This is a genomic window from Paraburkholderia silviterrae (assembly GCF_004353915.1).
Classification (GTDB): domain Bacteria; phylum Pseudomonadota; class Gammaproteobacteria; order Burkholderiales; family Burkholderiaceae; genus Paraburkholderia; species Paraburkholderia silviterrae.
This window is the reverse complement of the sequence record NZ_SMRP01000054.1, coordinates 1-21,175: the sequence shown is the minus strand read 5'-3', so window position 1 is coordinate 21,175 and position 21,175 is coordinate 1. Positions and strand designations below refer to the sequence as shown.

The following is a 21,175-nucleotide window of genomic DNA, read 5'->3' as shown; positions in this document are numbered from 1 at the left end:
GAACTCCGGCGAGAGCTGGCTTGCGTAGCCTGACAGCACTCGCCCCCATCCGGAATCTGCCGGAATTCTCCGTCCCGTCAGTCCCTCCAGATTTGGGCCCCACGTGGCCAGCCATTCTGGCGGAAGCGTCAAATTCAGGTACTCGTATGAGTCCGGGCAATGGAGCTCGAACTCAAGCTGTGAATCAAAAAGCGCCAACTCGCCAGGCAGAAGCCGCACCCGACCGCGGTGCGTCATCGTCCACGAGTGCTTGCGGCACGTAACGAGGTGAAACGAGTGGCCTCGGCTCTGCGCAATCTCACGCCGCGTGGTCAGGATATCGTGTGGTGATCCATTAATTGTGGTCACCGTAATCGGGCCGAGAGCCGCGCTGACAAGATTCGACTCGAACTGGTGGGGCGACGGGCAACGGATCACTATCGGTACGATGGCGGAGGCCAGAATATCGGCCCAGTAGTCGAGCCGCTGCGCCGGCGGCACGTCTTGCGTCGACCGTCGCGCAATGGATGGTGGCGCAACACTGCGCATATGCTGGCCCTCCTTATGCTGAGTAAAGGTTAGGACGCTGGGGTTACCAAGTCAATTGCGGTTCCTGAGGACATCGGGATCCGAACGGAAGAGGCGAACTATCGTCGAGCCCGCGAAGGATGCTCTGCGCTGGGCGTTTTGGAGTGGAGATAATCAGGGCCCACAGCGCTGGTGGCACCCACCCTATTCGGCCGCGGGGCCGGAAGGACCGGCTGTGGCACGTACAGGCCAGATTTCGCGCATCAATGGCACGATCAGCCAATCCGGGAGGGCGAGACCGCGTCTAAACTATCAACCGAGGTGTCATAGTCCGCGAATCGGGCGGGCAATGCAGGCTTCTGCCACATCTAGGAATCGTTGCGGGAGAGCGTGCGGTTGCGTGTCGCCCAGCCCGCTCAACCTCGCTTCGATTTGCCGGAAGATAACAACAGGATTACTTACCTTCACGTTGACCACCAAAGCAATCGGCGGAAGGAATGCGGATTTCTGCGAAAGCGGGCTAGCGTAAAGCACATACATATGAACTGCCCGTCAAATGGCCTGCCAACGCTCCAGCGTGTCGCCTCGCCCTTGGCTGATGACCCAAGAGTCACAGGTTAAATGGCTCAAGCGGTTAACAAGATTTGCAAGAGTTAGCACCCGGCGGCATCAACAGACACCATGAATTTTTTCCCGGAATCGGTTGAGGCGCCTGAGCGGGTCCGTGGCCTTCCGAAGCGCCGAACGGCGCGATCAGATACCCGCGCCGATCAGATCGCCCGAATGCAATATCTGACCTGGCTTTGGTTGGCCGGCGGCGTTGCCATGGGCAGTGCGACCCTGGTTTGCTTCCGCCTCGGAGCCCGCCTTGGCACGGCAGGGTTCGTCTATCTGACTATCATTGTGCTGCTGTCATTGATGGACAGCTTCGTTACCTCCGCGGTTTTCTCGGCAACCGCAGTTGGCTGCCTTGCCTTTTTCTTCTCGCCGCCGGTCTTCAGCTTTCGGGTAGCTGAGATACGCGATGTTGTAGCCCTGATTGCCTTTCTAGCCGCGGCACTCGCCATCACTACACTGGTGAGACGCGTACGGTGGCTCGGCGAAGCAGCGCGCGAGCAGGCCCGGCTCCTCGATTTGTCCCACGACACCGTCATTGTTCGCGACATGAACGCCGTGATCACGTACTGGAATCACGGCGCGGAGGAACTTTATGGATGGAAAAAGGCGGAAGCACTCGGCAGGACGTCCCACCAACTCTTGCAAACCCGCTTTCCCGCCTCTCTTGACGACGCCATGGACACGTTGCTGAGGACGGGACGCTGGGAAGGCGAACTCGTTCATACCAAGCGAGACGGTTCACAAGTCGTGGTGGCTAGCCGCTGGTCATTGCAGCGCAGCGCGAACGGGCGACCCATCTCGGCGCTCGAAACCAATAATGACATTACGCTGCGCAAGTGCGCTGAAGACGCGCTGCGCCGAAGTCAGGCGGCCTACCTGGCCGAAGCCCAGAAACTGAGCCTCACCGGCAGTTTCGGCTGGGACCCCGTGAGTGGCGAGATTTTCTGGTCCGAGCAAAGCTTCAGGATCTTCGAATACGATCCGGACATTACCCCCACGATCGAGTTAGCGCTCCAACGCGTGCACCCAGACGATGTTGCGCTCGTCAGGCAGGTGATTGACAGGGCGGTGCACGGCGCACCGGATTTTGATTTTGAACATCGTCTGCTGATGCCGGACAGCTCCGTCAAGCATCTTCATGTCGTTGCCCATGTCGTAACCGATGAGCCTGGCAAGCGGCAGTTTGTGGGCGCGATCATGGACGTGACCGCGACGAAGCTATCGGCGCAAAAGTTGCATGAGGCTCAGACCGAACTCGCGCGCGTTACGCGCGTGACAACACTGGGAGAACTGAGCGCATCGATCGCTCACGAAGTCAGCCAGCCACTCGCCGCGATTGTCACAAACGGCGACGCCTGTCTGCGATGGCTGGGTCACCCGAACCCGGAACTGGCAGAGGTGCAGACCTGCATTACGCGCATGATTGGCGAGGGCCGGCGCGCGAGCGAGATTGTTCGCCATATCCGCACGCTGGCCAAGAAGGACGCTCCGCATAAAACGCGTCTGGATCTCAACGACGTGATCAATGACGTTGTCTGTCTGACGCAGCGTGAAGTTCTGAGTCACAAGGTGTCGCTCTGCCTCAGACTTGCCTCTGGGCTGCCCCCGTTGCAGGGCGATCGGGTTCAGCTTCAGCAAGTGATCATCAATCTTATGATGAACGGCATCCAGTCCATGGACTGCATTGATGGCCGGTTGCGCAACCTGTTGATCGAGTCGCGCATGGGCGAGGAAGCAAACGTGGTCGTCGCGATTCAGGACTCAGGTTCGGGAATTGACCCGGAAAATGCCGATCGACTATTCGACGCCTTCTTCACGACTAAACCCAACGGATTGGGTATGGGACTGTCGATCTGTCAATCGATTGTCGAAGCTCATGGAGGCCGGATGTGCGCGTCAAGCAAGCCGGGACACGGCGCGACCTTTCAGCTCAGCCTGCCTGCGATTATCGAGCGTTCAGATAACGCACCAAGACAAAGCGACTTCTGGGAGTTCGCAAGAGTGCACCGCAATAAGCGCACCGCAGTATCTCAAGCGGCGCTATAGTCGCGCTCGATTCCGCAACATGGAATTCTTTTCATTGATTGCGTGCGGTCGACAGTCTGGGTCAAGCTAAAGACGCCTCACCGCATTGTGCCGATAGGGAGCCGCAGATGAGTTCGGGACCATATTTGACTTCGATCGAAGGCGTTGGCGAAGCCGCGCAATCAGTGGTTTACGTTGTCGACGACGACGAAGCGATGAGACTCGCGCTACGCACCTTGCTGCGTTCCGTTGGGCTACGTGTCGAGACGTTCGCGTCCTCTCGGGAATTCCTTGCGTTTCCGAAATATGACGCGCCTGGTTGCCTGATTCTCGATGTCAGGCTGCGGGGCGAGAGCGGTCTTACCTTTCAGGAAGAGCTTGCAAAGAGCGCGCTTCGCATGCCGATCGTTTTCATGACCGGGCACGGCGATATTGCAATGTCGGTCAAGGCCATGAAAGCTGGCGCTCTCGACTTTTTCGCCAAACCTTTTCGCGAACAGGACATGCTGGATGCGGTCACGCACGCGTTGACACATGACCGTGAGCGCGTCCTGGCCGAACAATCCATTGCTGCCCTCCGCACTTCCTTCGATTCATTGACATCACGAGAAAAGCAGGTCATGGAATTCGTCATAGCCGGCCTGCAGAACAAGCAGATTGCGGGGGAGCTGAATCTCAGTGAAATTACGGTAAAGATTCATCGTGGACAAGCGATGAAGAAAATGGCCGCGCGGTCGGTAGCGGATCTCGTCAGAAAGGCAGATGCACTCGGTGTCAAGCCGCATTTCGAAAGGTCGGCTTGACAGCGTGGGGCTAGCAGTCGCGATCCTTCGTTCGTCAACTGCGTAGTGGTTGCGGTGTTGTCTGCCATGAAAAGCAAGTCATCGGCCGCCGGTTGGGGATGCGAATGGCGATCGATGGCCGTCGTTCTGCACCGAAAGACCAATACCGCAGCACACCCCGAGTGCAACGAGCGCAACAGAAAATCGTACGAGGTATTCCATTTACCGTGCCCCAGCCTCGATGTCCAATAGGCGCTGTCGCGACCATCACGTTCGCAGGTCGGTTCAGCGGCGGCAGATTCCATCCACGCGCCATGAAATCAACTTAACCTGGATAGACCCGAGAAGCCATTCTACAAAGGGGTGGAGGTTCCACGTTAATGGTCTGACTGACTTATACGTGCGTATTGAAATCAGCGAGCGCGCTGACACTCCCGGCGACTGGCTTTTCCCGCACTGCGACCCCTGTTCCTGGTCGAGGACGTATACAAGCGTATGAGAGTCCCATGCCAATTCGTTAGCGAATCCACCCGTTCGTAGCATGGCTTTGTTTGCGCCGAATCCCTAAGCTAGTCTCATGGACCGGCCGCGCATCCACCCAGGTGTCTCGATAGTCGGCGGTAGCCTCAAACGGCATGTGTTCAGGAGAATCAGTATCGGAACGCATGAAGATTGAAATGAGGGATTATGAAAAACACCTGATCTGGAATCCTCATGATTGCCCAGGTGCCGGACATAATTTGTAGCGTTCATGCAGAGTATTGAGACCCATGATGCAGTCACTTACGCCGGAATCGTTTGAAACGATTGCGTATGAAAAGAAAGACACAGTCGCATACGTCACGTTGAATCGTCCCAAGGTTCTCAATGCGTTGAACCAGCGAGCCATCAGCGAACTGAGGACTGCGTTCGAAGCTGTTCGGGATGACGCTGACGTCAGCGGCGTCATCGTCACGGGGGCGGGTGATCGCGCGTTTATCGCGGGAGCGGATATCGGCGAACTGGCAAGCGCGACACCCGTCGAGGTCGAGCAGCATTCGCGTGACGGTCAGGCTTTGCTCAATCTCGTCGAAAGTCTCGGCAAGCCGGTCATTGCGGCGGTCAATGGTCTCGCGCTTGGCGGCGGATGCGAGACCGCATTGGCCTGCACGATCCGACTGGCGACTCCGTCCGCGAGATTCGGGCAGCCCGAAATCAAGCTCGGGCTCATTCCCGGCTTTGGCGGGACACAGCGTCTCGCGCGCCTTGTCGGCAGGGGAGTCGCGCTGCGATTGATACTCACCGGCGAGATGATTCCAGCGGAAGAAGCGCTGCGTATCGGTCTCGTCAATGAAATCGTCGAACCATCACGGCTTTTCGCGCGTGCGGAAGAACTCCTCGCGCAAATCGCCGCGAACGCACCCCTCGCGGTGCGTTACGCCATCGCGGCGGTCAACTGCGGACTCGACGGTTCGCTGGCCGAGGGGCTGGCCCTCGAAGGGGCCTTGTTCGCCCTGTGCGCTTCCACGGACGACAAGACGGAAGGCACGAAAGCATTCCTCGAGAAACGGCCGCCAAAGTTCACCGGCCGATGAATGGCGGCGCTTGATACGACCGTCGTCACTGCCTCAAATGCAGTGCGTAACCGACGCGACGAGCTCAGTCCCACCTCATGGAGATGACTAGATGACTACCGGCAATCACATCTTCTCCGGTCTGAAGGTACTCGATCTTGCGAGCTATATTGCGGGCCCGGCGGCGACGACGATCCTTGCCGATTTCGGTGCCGATGTCATCAAGGTCGAGCCACCCGGTACGGGTGATGCCTACCGCTTTTTCTCTTCGATGCCGCCCAACCCGACGAGCGATGTCAACTACGCGTGGCAGCTGACGAACCGCAACAAGCGCGGCATTGCCATCGATCTGAAGTCTCGCGACGCGAAAGAAGTGGTACAGCGCCTCGTACGCTGGGCCGATGTTCTCGTCGTCAATTTTCCGCCGCGCGTGAAGGCGTCTCTGGGCGTCACTTATGAAGAACTCTCGCCGCTGAACGAGAAGATGATCTATGCGGACATCACAGGGTACGGTTCCGAGGGGCCAGAGGCGGACACGCCGGGGTTCGACGTCACCGCCTATTGGGCGCGCTCGGGCCTGATGGAAGTCACGCACGACGCCGGGAGCCCTCCGACGCTTCCGATACCCGGGATCGGCGACCACGCGACCGCGACAACGCTCTATGCGGCGATCGTCACGGCGCTCTACGTGCGCGCGACCACGGGCAAGGGCAGCCACGTGTCGACCTCGCTGATCGCCAACGGTATCTGGGCCGCGGCGGCCTGGGTCGAAGGCGGTCTCAATGGCGGCCATTTCTTCGCGCAGCACAACCGCAAGTCTCCACCCAATGCGTTGCTCAATCCGTATCAAACTGCCGACAACCGCTGGATTCTGCTAGTCGCGGCGCAGCGCAAGGACTGGCCCGGCTTCGTGAAGGCGATCGGCAAACCCGAGCTGCTCGACGATCCGCGTTTCACCGACGACAAGCGCATCGCTAATGCAGCACAGCTTGTTGAGATTCTCGATCCGCTGTTTGCGAACCAGCCGCTTTCCCACTGGAAGGAAGTGCTGGGGGCGGGCCGCGTGATCTTCGGTGTCGTGCAGATCGCGCAAGAGATCATCAACGATCCTCAGTTGTCGGCAAACGGTGTCGTCGTTCCGCTCGAACTCGCCGACAGGGTGGGAGCCCGTACTGTCAGCAGCCCCATCCAGGTTCACGGGGCGCCGAAGGTCAAGCCGACGGTTGCGCCCCGGCTTGGCGAACACGGTGCGGAGATCCTGAAGGAACTTGGATTCGACGACGGCGATATTGCACGGCTGAACGACAGCGGCGCCGTCGCCCGCTTCGAAGACAAATCGTGAGGTGGCGTATCCAGCCGTCGGGCCGGACAAACCGTCACGGTGCCTCGCATAAGTCGCGCAGCAGCACACATGGAGACGCAGATGACTGAAGACGAAGTACGCTCGACCGCCTATGCCATGCCGCTGACGAGTCCGGCCTATCCGAAGCTGCCGTTCCGTTTCGTTGATCGAGAATTCGTGATCGTCACCTATCGCACCGATCCCGAGGCGCTTGCGCGCGTGGTGCCGGCGCCGCTGAAGCCCGCCGAACCCATTGTCAAATACGAATTCATCAACATGCCCGATTCGAGCGGCCTCGGCTCGTATACCGAATCCGGCCAGGTCATCCCGGTCACGTTCAACGCAATGGCGGGTGGGTTCACGCACGCCATGTATCTGGATAGCGAAGCGGGCATTGCCTCCGGCCGCGAATTGATGGGCTTTCCGAAAGTGCTGGCGCAACCGAAGCTCGAGATACGCAAGGATGCGCTCGTCGGAACGCTCGACTATAACGGCGTGCGCGTCGCCACCGCGACGATGGCCTACAAGTACACTGCACTCGACCTCGCTGGCGTCAGGAAGTCGCTGGAGGCGCCCGGGTTTTTGCTGAAGATCCTGCCGAATGTGGACGGCACCGCGCGCGTCTGCGAGCTCGTCAAATACTACGTCCAGGACCTGACGGTGAAGGGCGCGTGGACGGGGCCCGCGTCCCTGGAGCTGCATCCGCATTGCTTTGCACCCGTCGCAAAGCTTCCCGTTCTCGAGGTGTTGTCAGCCGTCCATATCTTGACGGATCTGTCTCTCGGGAATGCCGAGGTCGTCTACAACTACCTTGCGTAGACGTTGCCCAGACTTACCCTGCGAGATCGCGATGACCGAGACGAAGACTTCCCAACCGTCGTTGCCCGCACCCGACAGCGACTTCTATCTGATCCACGAAATTCTGAGCGAGGAAGAGCGGGCCATTCTCAGGAGGGTGCGCCAATTCATGGAAACGAGCGTCGCCCCCGTCATCAACCAGTACTGGGCTGAAGACCGGTTTCCGTTCGATCTGATTCCCGGTATCCGCGAGCTGAACATTGTCGGTATCGGCTTCAAGGGCTACGGCTGCCCGGGAGGCAGCACCTTGCTCGACGGCTTCATCGCCATGGAGCTGGCGCGGGTCGATGCGTCGATTGCGACGTTCTACGGTGTCCACAGCGGCCTTGCGATGGGCTCGATCTACCTGGGCGGATCGGAAGAGCAGAAACAGAAGTGGCTGCCGCCGATGGCGCGGCTGGAGAAGGTCGGCTGCTTTGGGTTGACCGAGCCGCTGGTCGGCTCAGGCGCAGGCGGCGGCCTGTTGACGACGGCCAGACGCGAAGGCGATACGTGGATTCTCAACGGACAGAAGCGCTGGATCGGCAACTCGCCGTGGTGCGATCTGTCGATTATCTGGGCGCGCGATGTTGCCGACAATCAGGTCAAGGGTTTCATCGTCGAGAACAAGACCACGCCGGGATTTTCCGTCGAGAAGATCGAGCGCAAGGTAGCGCTGCGTGTGGTGCAGAACGGCGTCATCACGCTCGATAACTGCCGCGTGCCCGAAGCGAACCGCTTGCAAGGCGATCTGTCGTTTCGCGATACGGGGCGCGTGCTCCGGTTAACGCGCCAGTATGTCGCCTGGGAATCGGTCGGTTGCAGCATGGGTGCCTATGAACATGCGCTGAAGTACGCGCAGACGCGCGAGCAGTTCGGCAAGCCCATCGCGTCCTTCCAGATGGTTCAGGATCACCTCGCGAAGATGCTGGGCAACATCACAGCGTCGCAATGCATGGTCGTGCGGCTGGCGCAATTGCAGGACCAGGGCAAGCTCAAGGACCAGCATGCATCGCTTGCCAAGGCCTTCTGCACGGTACGCATGCGCGAAACGGTGGCGTCGGCGCGGGAGATATTGGGCGGCAACGGCATTGTTCTCGATTACAACGTGGCCCGCTTCTTTGCCGATTCCGAAGCGCTGTATTCCTATGAGGGCACGCGCGAGATGAATTCGCTGATCGTCGGCAAGGCGGTCACCGGTTTCAGTGCGTTTGTCTAAAGTCACAGGAGCTGATCTGTCATGGCCAAGCCAATCAAACGTGTCGCGATCATCGGGACCGGGGTTATCGGTGCGAGTTGGGCCGCGCTATTTCTTGCGAAGGGGCTGGAGGTGGTTGCCACCGACATCGCTCCCGACGCAAAGAAGAAGCTCGACGAGTTCATTTCGGCGGCCTGGCCCGCACTGGAGCAACTGGGCCTCGCACCGGGCGCTGCGCCATCGAAGCTGGAATTCACCGACAACCTCGATGCCGCCATCGCCGGTAGCGATCTGATTCAGGAAAACGGTCCGGAGCGAATCGACTTCAAGAAAGATCTTTACCGGCATCTCGATGAAACTTTGCCGCCGGACGTGATCATTGCATCGAGTTCGTCAGGCCTGACGATGAGCGAGATTCAGTCGGCTTGCCCGAACCACCCCGAGCGCTGCGTGATCGGCCATCCGTTCAATCCACCGCATCTCATTCCGCTTGTGGAGATTGTCGGCGGCGCGAAGACCTCGGAAGAGACGATTGAACGCGTCAGCGCGTTCTATCGCGGCTTGGGCAAAAAGACGATACGCCTGCACAAGGAGGTGCCGGGCCACGTCGCCAATCGCCTGCAGGCGGCGCTCTTTCGTGAGGTGGTCCATCTGATCGCGGAAGGCGTGGTTAGCGTCGCCGACGCCGATGCCGCCGTTGCCTGGGGCCCCGGCTTGCGCTGGGGGATCATGGGGCCGAGTCTTTTGTATCACCTTGGCGGCGGTCAGGGGGGTATCGAGCATTTCTTCGAACAGTTCACCGGTCCGCTAACGGCCTGGTGGCATGTGCTCGGTACGCCGGAACTGACGCCGGACGTTCGCGCGACCATCATCCAGGGCGTGCACGAGGAGACCCAGTCACGCACCCTGCAGGAACTTGCGTCGTATCGCGACGAGGTGCTGATGGGCCTGCTGCGCTTACGAGGCAAGGAGTGAAACGAACCGCCACGGGCGCGTGCGTCCTGATGCGCCTGGTTATTGACTGCTGATCCAGAAGACACGCGCGATTGTCTGGTGTTGGGCGCGCGCCTGTTTCGATCGGACTATTTTGTTCGGGGTAACGATGTGGATCTTCCGTGTCGATGAGCCTCGTCTTGGGGTCATCCGGATTCGCGAATGGCGCCGCCGCGCGCGCCATACCGTCGGCTTGCTTGCCTTGTTGCTGGGCGGGGCGGTCGTTGGACTGGTCCTGCTCGATCCGTCCAATAGCCCACTGTCCAAAAAAGTGTTCACTGCGCTTTGGGATGGGGTCAACCTCGTCACGACGCTCGGCGACTTTGCCGAGTTTGATGAGCATCAGAAGGTCTTCATGCTGCTCGCCATGTTCGCGACGCTGCTGGTCGGTGGATTTGCCGTGTCAAAACTCACAGGGATGCTATCGGGCGACGACGTGATGGCATACCGGGAGAACAGGATCATGGAACGCAAGCTCGAAGATCTCTCCAACCATGTGGTGGTCGTCGGCTTTCATTCGCTTGGCGAACTGGTCGCCGACCGGATGCTCGCTGCGGGACAGCAGGTGCTCGTTCTCGTGGGCGACCAGGATCAGGCCGACCACGCGGCGGACCGCGGCCACATGGTCGTGCTCGGTTCGCCCGGCGTGTTCGACGAAGTGCTCAGGCGTGCGCGGCTCGACAGCGCGAGAGCGCTTGTGGTGACGACGCCCGACGGCAATAACAATCTCGCTATCACCTTGCTGGCGCATACGCTGAATGCCTCCCTCACCATCGCAGTGCCGGGCGAAAACCCGTTGAGAAAAGGGTTGCTCGAAAACGCGGGCGCATCAGATGTGGTGATTGCAGACGAGATCGTAGCCAATGCGCTGGTCGGCAAACTCACAACCTGTCTGGAGACGATGCCATGAAACCCGCTGCTTCGGCCGAGACCCGCCTGCACAGCATGCCATTTCTGCACGGTCTTCTGCCTGTCGATCGGGCACAACTGCCGCACGACATCGTCGCCGGAATCACGCTGGCGGCCTTGGGCATCCCTGAGGTGATGGGGTACACGAAGATTTCCGGCACGCCTACCGTCACCGGTCTTTACACGATCCTGCTGCCGCTCGTGGCGTTTGCCGTTTTTGGTGCCTCCCGGCAACTGGTGGTCGCTGCGGACTCCGCGACAGCCGCCATCCTCGCGGGCACGCTAACCGCCATTGCCGCATTGGGCAGCAAGGAATATGTCGGCCTCACGAGCACGGTGGCGCTGGCGGTTGCTGCGATGCTCGTCATTGCCCGCGTGTTTCGACTGGGTTTCCTCGCTGATTTTCTTTCCCGCAGCGCGCTGATCGGCTTTCTGACGGGCGTGGGCATACAGGTTGCGGCGGGCGAACTTTCGGGGCTGTTCGGGCTCGCGAAACAGGGGCATGGACCCATCATGCAACTGGCCTCCGTGCTGCAACGCATTGGCGGGGCGAACATCCCGACCACGCTACTTTCGGTTGTCGTGCTCGTGGTCATTATCGGCTGCAAGCTTCTCGCGCCGCGCGCGCCGGGGGCGCTGATTGCCGTGATCGGCTCAATCGCGGCAAGCGCGGCGTTCAATTTCCCGGGCCATGGCATGGCGGTAACCGGCGAGGTGCCCGGTGGATTGCCATCGCTGTTCTTGCCGCCATTGCATATGAACGAGGTGAACCAGATACTGGCCACCGCTGCTTCGTGCTTCATCGTCATCATCGCGCAGAGTGCGGCGACGGCGCGCGCCTACGCCAACCGCTATAACGAGAAAGGCGACGACAACGCCGACATCATCGGCCTCGCTGCGGCGAATGCAGCCGCTGCGTTCACCGGCACCTTCGTCGTGAACGGCAGCCCGACCAAGACCGAGATGGTCGATGATGCGGGCGGCCGCACCCAGGTCGCGCATCTTACGACCGCCGCCATCGTGCTGCTGGTGCTGCTGTTCCTCACAAAACCGCTCGGGTTTTTGCCTGCCGCCGTGCTGTCGGCGATTGTCTTCATGATCGGCGTGAAACTCATCGACGTGAAAGGGATGATCGAGCTATACCGCGTGCAGAAGGACGAATTCGTCGTGGCTTTGCTCACGGTGTGCGTGGTCGTTTTCGTGGACGTGATGCACGGCATTCTGGCCGCTGTGGTGCTGTCGTTGATCGCGCATGCCCGCCATAGCTACCGGCTGCGCACCCGTGTGTTGACCCGCAGCCCCAACGGCCGCTGGATCGGCCATCCGGTCGCGCCCAATCTGCTCGCGGCGCCCGGCATCGTCGTCTACCGGTTCGAGGCCGACCTGTTCTATGCGAATGCCGGCCGCTTCACGGAGGAAGTATTGAAGCTCGTCAACGAAACGATCCCGCCGCCTCGCTGGGTGGTGATCGACGCTTCGGAAATGAACAATATCGACTACACGGCGGGCAAAACACTGCTTCAGCTCGGGACTGAGCTCGACCGGCGCGGTATCGGCGTCGCGGCCGTCGCGCTGCCGACCGGCGTGCGGCACGAAATCGAACGTTATCGGGCATTGCACGGGACCGTCGCGCATCGCGAGATCTTCGCGAGCGTGGATGCCGCAGTCGATGCGTTGCGTGATCTTTCTCCGCCCGCATCTGCAACTTCGCCGAATGCCGGTCCGGCGTGAAGTCGAATCTGACTGCCGAAGATCGGGAATGGAGGGAGACATGGCCAAGTCCGCCACTAGAACGCGCAGCGACGTTTCAGCTGAGCATGGGGAGACGAAGTCCCCGGTCGCACAGGACGATCTATCGAGCCTGTTTGCGGGGCGCGGTTCGATTGCATCGCGCATCGACGCGGGAAAGACAGCTCGCGCAAAAGTGCCGCGTGCACAGCTCGGCGTGTGCAAAATCGAGGACAGGGATCCGATCGCGCTGCTCGACGCTTCCAACGTGGGCCGGGTGCTGGAGCTGATACCCATCCGCTATGGACGCATGGTCGCCAGTCCTTTCGCGTTCTATCGCGGCGCAGCGCCGCTCATGGCTTTTGATCTGTCCAGACTGCCGCATTCGGACGTGATCGTGCAACTGGGCGGCGACGCGCATCTGGCCAACTTCGGATTGTTCGCCAGCCCGGAGCGGTGCATTCTTTTCGGACCCAACGATTTCGACGAAACGCTACCCGGGCCGTTCGACTGGGACGTGCGCAGGTTGGCTGCGTCGTTCGTCATTGCCGCGCGTAACCGCGGATTCGCAGCGCGCGATCAACGCGAGGTCGTGCGCAAGCTATGCGAAACCTTCCGGCAGCGCATCGCCGAGTTCAGCTCCATGGATACGCTCGACGTCTGGTACTACCAGTTCAAGGCCGAGAGCATGCTGGCCATTGCGGATTCCATCACCGAAAAGAAAAAGGAGTTGGCGGTCATCGGCAAGGCCAGGCAGCAGTCGTCGCGCTCGGTCTTGAGCCACGCGACCGAGCTTGTGAATGGCAAGCTGCGTATCAAGGACGTGCCGCCGTTGGTCTATCACGTCCCACGGGAAAAATCTCACGATCAGCAGCAGTATCACGACCTGGTCAGGCATTTCTTCGCTGACTACAGGTTGACCCTGCCCGATGATCGGCGCGCACTGTTCGATCGCTATGAACTGGTCGATGCTGCGGTTCGCGTAGTGGGCGTCGGTTCGGTCGGGACGCGCTGCTACGAGACGCTGTTCGTGGCGGACGGAGAGTCCCCGCTCTTCCTTCAGGTCAAGGAGGCTCGAGCGTCGGTACTTGAAGAGTATCTACCGCCGAGCAGGTATTCGAATCATGGACAACGTGTAGTGAATGGGCAGCGGCTGTTGCAATCGGCGAGCGACATTTTTTTGGGTTGGTCCAGGATGCGCCATACAGGCAACGATTTCTACGTGCGTCAATTGCGCGACATGAAGGGTGCGTTCGACTTCACGACCTTTGACGTCGAGGATCTCCGGGAGTATGCGGTTTCCTGCGCTCACGCACTGGCCCATTCAATGGCGAAATCGGGCGATCCGGCGTTGATCTGCGGGTATGTGGGAAAGTCGGCCGAGTTCGACGAGGCCATCGCGCAGTTCGCGCTGGCTTATGCAGAACAGAATGAAGCGGATTGGAGTGTGTTGAAGGCTGCCGTCAAGTCGGGAAAAATTCAGGTCATCCATGAGTGAGCGCCGTTCGCCGTGATCCTGGCGGAGGGGGAGTGTGATGGCACCGTCCATGAACGTGCTTGGCGCGTACTTTCCTGACTGGCTGTTTTGCAGCGTCGCGGGTGTCGGGCTTGCGATCATGGTCTACGTGATTCTGGAACGTGCGCAAATCGGCCACCGTTTCGCACCCACTGCCGTGCTCTATCCGACGCTCGTCACTTTCTTCTCACTCGCTGTGTGGTTGATCTTCTTTCAACATTGAATCTCTGTCAGGGTGGCTGCAATGACGACACCTTCTGGCAACGCGTCGAAAGGCAAATGGCCGGTGTTATTGCTGGTGCTGGCAACCGCGTTGCTGCTGGTCCTCGCCATCCGGATACTGGATCGCGCACCCCGTACCGATGACGCCTACGTCTATGCGGACACGATTGATGTCGTGCCGGAGGTGAATGGCCGGATCGTCGAGCTTGCCGTGCGGGACAATCAGGCCGTGAGGCAAGGCGATCTGCTGTTGCGGATCGACCCGCGCCCCTATCAGGACGCGCTGAGAAGAGGGGAGGCCAGCCTCGTCGCACTGGACCGGCAGATCGAACTGACGCAGCGCACTGTCAACGCGCAGCAGTACAACGCGCTGTCGGTGCGCGCGGCGGTCGAGCGGGCGCGTGCTGCCGCTGCTCAAGCGAGCGACACGCTGCATCGCACCGAGCCGTTGCTGTCGCAAGGCTACGTGTCGGCGGAAGAGGTCGATCGCGCCCGCACGGCGCAGCGGGCAACGCAGGCGGAACTGAGCGCCGCTCAACTGCAGGCGCAGCAGGCAGCCGCCGCCGTCAGTGGCGTCGATGCGCTCGTCGCACAGCGTGCAGTTGTGCAAGCCGAGATTGCGATCGCCGAACTGAACCTCGAATTCGCGACGGTGCGCGCGCCATTCGATGGACGCGTGGTGGCCTTAAAGACATCTACTGGACAATTCGCGTCGGCGCTCAAGCCGGTATTTACGCTGATCGATACACGCACCTGGTACGTCGTCGCCAATTTTCGCGAAACCGAGCTGAAAGGCATTCGGGCCGGCACGCCTGCCATCGTCTATCTGATGAGCGACACAAGCCAGCGTTTTCAGGGCAAGGTCGATTCGATCGGCTACGGTGTCGCGCCCGACGAGGGCGGACTCGCGTTACCTGGCGGCTTGCCGCGTATCGAGCGTACGCTCAACTGGGTTCACGTATCCCAGCGTTTTCCCGTGAAGATACGCGTCGAGAATGCCAATCCGGAGTTGTTCCGCGTGGGGACGTCGGCTGTCGCGGTGCTGCATCCTGAACGCGACGACCATCGCAAAGCGCATTGAGGTGCGGACATGCCGGTTACCGATTACCCGCCTGACGCGCTTGGTCAATTTGGTTCATTCCTGAGATATGAACTGACGCCGTATCCGGGACGCGTCAATGTGATGTTGCGTTGCATGCTGACGAGCGCGATCGTGATCGTCGTGTCGATGGCGCTCGAAGTGCCGTCGCTCGCGCTCTCATTGCTGGTGGTTTTCTACGTCACGCAGTCAAATGTCGTTCTCACGCGATTGGTCGGCCTGATGTTTATCGTCGGGTCGACGCTTGCAATCTGCCTGTCGATCCTGCTCCTGAAGTTCACGTTCGACTACCCGCTGGTGCGCATCGTTGTCGTGAGCGTGCTGTTCTTTGGCAGCGCCTACCTGATACGCGTCTTGAAGATCGGCGTCGTGTTCTTCATTGTCGCGATCGTCATCATCTACGTGCAGACCTTCGTCGATCAGACCGATCAGGCGGACCTGCTGATTCGCGCGGTGCTGTGGGTCTGGGTGGTGGTCAACTACCCCATTGCGCTGACGCTCATCATCAACTCGTTGCTGCTGCCCGCCGAACCCCAGCAACAGTTGAAGGCGGAAATCCATCGTCAGTTGATGAAGGTTGAGATGCGTCTGACCGAACTGATCGAGGGATATCCTCGTGCCGAACCCATCACCGTGACAGAAGTGCAGCAAGGGGCCTTGACGCTGCAGAAGCTGCTCCGATTTTCGACGATGCGCGACAAGCAATATCGCGAGCATCAGGCGGAACAACTCGCGTGCATTGCGACCGTATCCCGGCTCTACCACGGTGCGAGCGCATTGCCCGACAGTCTCGCGGCAGCGTCTGCATCCCAGATCGGCATGCTGCGCGAGTTGCGGGCCAACTGCCGCGCACTGGACGATGTGTCGATGACAGCCGAGCCCTATCGCTTCGTGAATACCGTCTCGCCGGAGCAGCGCGCGGACGCGGACGCGATCGCGGGAGCAGGCGAACTGTCGCGCGCCCTGCATGCGTACGCCGACCTCAGCCTCACGGGCGCCTCGGGTAGCAAGCCGCTCGCGGAGGAGCCGATGGTCGCACCGGATGCATGGACCAATCCCGCCTATGCGCGATTCTCGTTGAAGACGCTGCTTGCCGTGCTGGTCTGCTATGTCTTTTACAACGCAGCAGACTGGAAAGGTATTCATACCATCATGCTGACCTGCGTGATCATTGCATTGCCCAGCCTCGGCGCATCGGCGCAACGGGCGTTGCTGCGCGTCGCTGGAGCGGCGGCGGGCAGTCTTCTCGCGCTGTTCATGGTGGTGTTCGTGATCCCTCAGCTGGACGGCATCTTTGGCCTGTTGTTGATGGCGTTGCCCGTGATCGCGCTGGCGGCATGGATATCGGCGGGCTCGGAACGTATCGCATACGCCGGCGTCCAGTTGATGTTCACGTTTTCGCTCGCGCTGCTCGAACAGTTCGGTCCGACCACGAACCTGACCCAGATCCGCGATCGCATGACAGGCATCCTGCTGGGTGTCGGCGTGTCAACATTCGTGCAGATGTCGTTCTGGCGCGAAGGCGAGGGCGATGTACTGCGGCAGAAACTTGTACCGATGCTGCGTTTGGTCGCCGAGCTGCTGCGCGCGCCGCTCGCAGCCAGGGCGTCACCGGAGCAAATGCCGTATGCGCAGCGGCAACTGCAAGCCTGGGCCGCGCTGGCCGACTGCGAAGCGACGCTGGCACGCGTCGCGCTGGAGCCGGGCTGGCAGGAGGCGGAGCAGGCGCAATTGACGTTGCGCGCGCAAACGATACTGGCTCAGGGCCGTGAGATCATGTTGGCAGGCCATGCGCTGCATAACGCGCTGGGTGAGGCACGTGCTGGCGAGGCAGTTCAGGAGTGGGGGCGTGCCATTCAGGAGCAGGTCGCCGCGGAACTCGGCCACTATGCGGCCGCGTTGGAGGCTGCTCCACCCGTTGCCCGCTCGCCGCTATACATCGCGATACCTGCACTGCCTGCGCTGCCTGACGGGCGGTCCGGCGCACCGCTGACGTCGGCGGCCGAGGATCTCATGCGCCAGCTTACGGGGCTTCCTGACTGGCATCTCGCGGCAGCACAGCCGGCGTTCTTGACTCGAGCCATACGAACATGACTGTACGAGGCTCCTTCGTCATCCGCCGACGTCTGCGGTGCAACATGCTCGCAGCTGGATTGTTTTGCGCGCTGGCAGGATGCGCATTGATCCACCACAACGGCGTGCCGTATGCGCAGATCCCGCCTGAGCAGATTCGCCTCGCGGACGACATCCACCTCGCACGCGACGGCTGGCCACAGGCGCGCTGGTGGACGCGCTTTGACGATCCCCAACTCGACACGCTGATCGAACAGGCATTACGCGATGCGCTTTCGATGGTCATCGCCCGCTCGCGGGTCGCTCAGGCGAAGTCGGATGTTGAACTCGTCAGCGCGGGTTCGAATCTGCAAGTGGTGGCGCTCGGGCTGCTGGATCGCGAGCGTGTATCGGCGCACGGATTCCTCGGCCCGTTCGCGGAGCAAGCGCCCGCGCTGGGCCTGACCGGTCCGTGGTACACGGAAGGGATTGTGGGCCTCGGCGCCAGCCTCGACGTCGATATCTGGGGCAAGCAGCGCGCCCAGATTGCCGCCTCGCTCGGCGTGAGCAACGCACGGCTAGCCGAAACCTCTGCCGTCGAACTCGAGATATCGACCGACGTCGCGCAGTTGTACTACGGCATTCAGACCACTTATCACTTGATCGAACTGCTCCGTGAGTCGGACGAAGTTGCGACCTTCGCGATCGAGGCGCACGAAGCGAGAGTGGTCCGAGGCGTCGAACCCCGGACGTTGCTCGAAGAAGCCCGCGCACAGCAATTGTCGACGCGACAGCAGATCGTGGCGGCGCAAGGGCAGATCAAGCAGTTTCGTGAGTCGCTGCGTGCGTTGATGGGGGCCGGCCCGCAGGGGCTGCCGGCAATCGCCCCCGTCGCGCTACCGCCCGCGCACGCTAGCTTGCCCGGCACCTTGTCGTATGAACTGCTGGCGCGGCGTCCCGACCTGCAGGCGATGCGGTGGCTTGTCCAGTCGTCGTTCGACCGGATCGACGCTGCGAAAGCCGCGTTCTATCCAAGCTTCGATATCAAGGCATTCTTTGGTGTCGACGCATTGCACCTCGCCGACCTCTTTACGCATGCCAGTCAGCAAATCAACCTGATCCCGGGGCTATATCTGCCAATTTTCGACGGCGGGCGACTCAATGCAAATTTGAACGGCGCGCGCGCCGCGAGCAATACACTCATCGAGCAATACAATGAAGCCGTACTCAATGCCGTACGGGATGTGGCGCAAGCGGGCAGCCGACTTGTGACGCTCGACGCGCAGACTCAGTTGCAGAAGCAGAGGGTTCAGTCGGTTGCGTTCGTTAAAGACAGCGCCGAGGCGCATTATCAGCGTGGGCTCGCCAGCCGTTTGACGGCAATACAGGCACGCCAACCCGTAATCGCCGAACAGGTTGCACTTCTTACGCTCGACGCTCAGACACTAGGCCAGGAAATCGCGCTAACGAAGGCGCTCGGCGGTGGCTACCGGGCTGACCCACCTGTCGAATTGAAACCGCGTTGAATCTTGCGCCTTTACTATCAGGCAAAAGGATCTTCGCGCGAAAAATCCGATGCGCTGCGGACTTTGCATGTCTAGCGTCAGGCAGCCCCAGTATTCAGCAGCGCACTCCAGCCCAATGAGGAGCGGACATGGCCAAGCTTCGCAGTCTCATAGCAGCCTTTCTTGTCGTTCTACTCACTGCCTGTACCAGTTTGCCATCGCAGACCGGCCGCACGCCAGGCTACGCGCTTCAGCATACCGAAACAACGCGCCTTGGCATGGTCTTCTTGCCTCAGGAGCAACAGCACCCGGACAGCAGTGCGTTTCATCTATTGCCGGACGCCGAGGATGCAATAGTGGCGCGCGTCATGCTCGCCGAAATTGCGGACCGCACACTTGACCTGCAATACTACATCTGGCACGACGATCTAACGGGGCGCGAACTTGCGGCGGCGTTGCTCAAGGCAGCGGACCGCGGAGTGAGAGTGCGTGTGCTGCTCGACGATTTGGGTACAAACGCCGACGATCAGGTCTTGCTGGCAATCAGCTCACATCCCAACGTCGAGATACGGCTATTCAACCCGGTCGCGAACCGCACGTTCAAAAAACTGGCGTCCGCCGTCGAGTTTTCGCGGGTCAATCGTCGCATGCACAACAAGGCGATGATTGCGGATAACGAAGCTGCGATCCTGGGCGGACGGAACATCGGCGACGAATACTTCGGTGCATCGAGCGTCGTTACATTCGGGGACCTGGATGTTCTTGTGCACGGTCCGATTGTCCGGAACGTCTCCAATGCCTTCGACGAGTTCTGGAATGCCGATTCGGCCTATCCAATCGACCGTCTGATGGGGCATCGCGCGGAGCCTGCCGCCCTGGCGCACTACCGGGCGACATTGGACAAATACATCGAGTCGCAGCACGACTCGCCCTACATTGTGCAGGCGAGACAACGGCTGGCTCAGGCCATGGCAGGGCGCCATGACGACTATTCCTGGGGGAAAGCCATACTGCTCTACGATGATCCGTCCAAGATCACACGCGCACCGGACGACCCGCAAGGCCATCTCATGACTCGATTCTGGGCGCTGGATCTTCAACCCAGGCAGGAGATGCTGATCATCTCGCCTTACTTTGTCCCTGGAGAACAGGGCGTTGCGTGGATACGCAAGCAGACTGAGAACGGGGTAAGCGTCACGGTGTTGACAAACTCGCTTGCCGCGACCGATGTCAGTGCTGTGCATGCAGGATATCAACGCTACCGGAAGGATCTGCTCGCCGCAGGTGTGCACCTCTACGAACTTAAGCCCGTTGCTATAAACGGCGCAACGCAGAAAAAGAAACTTATATTTGGTTCTTCAAAGGCCTCGTTGCATGCGAAAACTTATGTATTCGACCGCCAAACCATTTTCATTGGCTCGATGAATCTGGATCCGCGCTCGAGCACCCTCAACACGGAAATCGGCGTTCTTTGCGAGAGTGAGGCGGCGGCCGGGCAGGTGGTCGACGACGTTGAGCCGAAACTAGACCAGATCGCCTGGAGAGTAGAGCAACGCGCGGATGCAAACGGCAACATGCGGATCGTCTGGATAGAAACGGCCGCGGACGGAACGACGACAGAACTTGACAATGAGCCGGGTGTATCTGCCTTGCGGCGCACCAGTATCTGGTTTTTGAGTCTGCTGCCTATTGAATCGCAGCTATGAGTGCAACGGAGTTACGGCTGGATGCCGGATGAGTGCGCGCGAAGTCGCGCGCACTCGGCTAGCCTTGAAAGCATCGCTTACCCAGCAGTTCATCCCGGAACTCGCTGGCGTTAATTTCCGGCTCGATCTAGGCACGATCCTTCGTCTGTCGTTTACCGTTAGCTGCCATCCTTCCCCTAGCCTGGTCTTGAATCGAGCTCTAGCAGCTTTATCGACGCGTTTTGAATTCGCACACCGTGACGTGCCGGGACTGAACCCCTGACTACTCTCGTGAGCCGTAAAGACTTCCGTAGCGACGGTAACACGATCGTCACATCCAGAACGTATGGTGCAGCGCGTCGTGAACAGTTTTGAGGAGAAGACGATGAGATTCAGCTTTCTGGCGGTAACCCTCTGCGCATTCGGCGCGACGATGGCGCAGGCAGCCGATATTACCGGCGCGGGCAGTACCTTCGCGGCGCCGATCTACACGAAATGGGCGGATGCCTATCTGAAGTCGGGCGGCGGCAAGGTCAACTACCAGGGCATCGGCTCGTCGGGCGGCATCAAGCAGATTCAGGCGAAAACGGTCGACTTCGCGGGC

The 21,175-nt window shown here is 60.3% G+C and carries 17 protein-coding genes; 16 read left to right on the top strand and 1 reads right to left on the bottom strand.

Annotated elements, in window-relative coordinates; all coding sequences use genetic code 11:
* Positions 1 to 528 (bottom strand): AraC-like ligand-binding domain-containing protein (locus tag EYW47_RS39430; protein WP_476704107.1); only part of this gene is annotated, 528 nt, incomplete at its 3' end.
* 660 nt (positions 529 to 1,188) lie between these two features.
* Here EYW47_RS39430 and EYW47_RS39425 point away from each other — a divergent pair.
* The 16 genes from EYW47_RS39425 to EYW47_RS39350 form a co-directional block, all read left to right on the top strand.
* A complete protein-coding gene (locus EYW47_RS39425) occupies positions 1,189 to 3,171 on the top strand; it encodes a PAS domain-containing sensor histidine kinase (RefSeq protein WP_133200209.1) in 1,983 nt (660 codons plus the stop codon).
* A gap of 107 nt (positions 3,172 to 3,278) precedes the next feature.
* The gene (locus EYW47_RS39420; protein ID WP_133200208.1) at positions 3,279 to 3,953 is read left to right on the top strand and encodes a response regulator transcription factor; all 675 of its coding nucleotides are present in this window, start codon (positions 3,279 to 3,281) and stop codon (positions 3,951 to 3,953) included.
* A 749-nt stretch (positions 3,954 to 4,702) separates the two neighbouring features.
* The gene (locus EYW47_RS39415) at positions 4,703 to 5,506 is read left to right on the top strand and encodes an enoyl-CoA hydratase-related protein (protein WP_276322986.1); all 804 of its coding nucleotides are present in this window, start codon (positions 4,703 to 4,705) and stop codon (positions 5,504 to 5,506) included.
* Positions 5,507 to 5,597: 91 nt separating this feature from the next.
* Positions 5,598 to 6,827: a CaiB/BaiF CoA transferase family protein gene (locus EYW47_RS39410; RefSeq protein ID WP_133200207.1), complete on the top strand. Its 1,230-nt coding sequence runs from the start codon at positions 5,598 to 5,600 to the stop codon at positions 6,825 to 6,827.
* Positions 6,828 to 6,908: 81 nt separating this feature from the next.
* Positions 6,909 to 7,646 carry an acetoacetate decarboxylase gene (locus tag EYW47_RS39405; protein ID WP_133200206.1) on the top strand — a complete coding sequence of 246 codons (738 nt, stop codon included), beginning with the start codon at positions 6,909 to 6,911 and terminating at the stop codon, positions 7,644 to 7,646.
* 31 nt (positions 7,647 to 7,677) lie between these two features.
* Entirely contained in the window at positions 7,678 to 8,883 is a 1,206-nt protein-coding gene (locus EYW47_RS39400) for an acyl-CoA dehydrogenase family protein (protein WP_133200205.1), read from the top strand.
* Between the two features lie 21 nt (positions 8,884 to 8,904).
* Positions 8,905 to 9,837 (top strand): 3-hydroxyacyl-CoA dehydrogenase NAD-binding domain-containing protein, encoded by a 933-nt coding sequence (locus EYW47_RS39395; RefSeq protein ID WP_133200204.1) that lies wholly within the window; start codon positions 8,905 to 8,907, stop codon positions 9,835 to 9,837.
* A gap of 127 nt (positions 9,838 to 9,964) precedes the next feature.
* On the top strand, positions 9,965 to 10,765 hold the full coding sequence (locus tag EYW47_RS39390; RefSeq protein ID WP_205710241.1) for a potassium channel family protein: 801 nt from the start codon (positions 9,965 to 9,967) through the stop codon (positions 10,763 to 10,765).
* Positions 10,762 to 12,495: a SulP family inorganic anion transporter gene (locus EYW47_RS39385; protein WP_133200203.1), complete on the top strand. Its 1,734-nt coding sequence runs from the start codon at positions 10,762 to 10,764 to the stop codon at positions 12,493 to 12,495. The genes EYW47_RS39390 and EYW47_RS39385 overlap by 4 nt, the downstream gene beginning before the upstream one ends.
* A gap of 40 nt (positions 12,496 to 12,535) precedes the next feature.
* Positions 12,536 to 13,990, top strand: coding sequence for a DUF2252 domain-containing protein (locus tag EYW47_RS39380; protein WP_133200202.1), 1,455 nt, complete (start codon positions 12,536 to 12,538; stop codon positions 13,988 to 13,990).
* 49 nt (positions 13,991 to 14,039) lie between these two features.
* Complete coding sequence (locus EYW47_RS39375; RefSeq protein ID WP_240764120.1) at positions 14,040 to 14,231, top strand: YtcA family lipoprotein; 192 nt, start codon at positions 14,040 to 14,042, stop codon at positions 14,229 to 14,231.
* A 21-nt stretch (positions 14,232 to 14,252) separates the two neighbouring features.
* The gene (mdtN, locus tag EYW47_RS39370) at positions 14,253 to 15,311 is read left to right on the top strand and encodes a multidrug transporter subunit MdtN (protein ID WP_133200200.1); all 1,059 of its coding nucleotides are present in this window, start codon (positions 14,253 to 14,255) and stop codon (positions 15,309 to 15,311) included.
* 9 nt (positions 15,312 to 15,320) lie between these two features.
* Positions 15,321 to 17,423, top strand: a complete 2,103-nt coding sequence (locus tag EYW47_RS39365) for an FUSC family protein (protein ID WP_133200199.1) — start codon at positions 15,321 to 15,323, stop codon at positions 17,421 to 17,423.
* Positions 17,420 to 18,907: an MdtP family multidrug efflux transporter outer membrane subunit gene (locus EYW47_RS39360; protein WP_276322985.1), complete on the top strand. Its 1,488-nt coding sequence runs from the start codon at positions 17,420 to 17,422 to the stop codon at positions 18,905 to 18,907. Before EYW47_RS39365 ends, EYW47_RS39360 begins: the two co-directional genes overlap by 4 nt.
* Before the next feature lie 128 nt (positions 18,908 to 19,035).
* A complete protein-coding gene (locus EYW47_RS39355) occupies positions 19,036 to 20,592 on the top strand; it encodes a phospholipase D family protein (RefSeq protein WP_133200198.1) in 1,557 nt (518 codons plus the stop codon).
* 364 nt (positions 20,593 to 20,956) lie between these two features.
* Positions 20,957 to 21,175 (top strand): substrate-binding domain-containing protein (locus tag EYW47_RS39350; protein WP_205710243.1); only part of this gene is annotated, 219 nt, incomplete at its 3' end.